The organism is Tritonibacter sp. SIMBA_163, assembly GCF_046535935.1.
Taxonomy (GTDB): Bacteria; Pseudomonadota; Alphaproteobacteria; order Rhodobacterales; family Rhodobacteraceae; genus Epibacterium; species Epibacterium scottomollicae.
In genome coordinates, this window is sequence record NZ_JAWJBP010001426.1 from 1 (window position 1) to 233 (window position 233).

Consider the following 233-nt stretch of genomic DNA (forward strand, 5'->3'; position numbering starts at 1 on the left):
CTCGCGTCGTGCTGCCCGGGCTGCCCCCTTGCCGGCCCGGTCGCGCGCCGCGGCCGCGATCGTGATGGCGTCGGCCATGGCGTCGAACTCCTCGAATGGACGATGCCCCGCGTGCGACGCCGGCCCCCTTGTCCTGCCGCGCGTGTCCTTCGGCGAGGACGGTGGCGAGCAGGACGGGGGGCCGGGCCGGCCGGGGCCGATCGATGGTTGAACCCGCGGGGCCGCCTCCAGGG

The 233-nt window shown here is 77.3% G+C and carries 1 protein-coding gene; it reads left to right on the forward strand.

What is annotated here, in order from left to right:
- A partial coding sequence (locus R0J92_RS27005; RefSeq protein WP_411053948.1) for a hypothetical protein occupies positions 1 to 211 on the forward strand: 211 nt, incomplete at its 5' end.
- Positions 212 to 233: the final 22 nt, after the last annotated feature.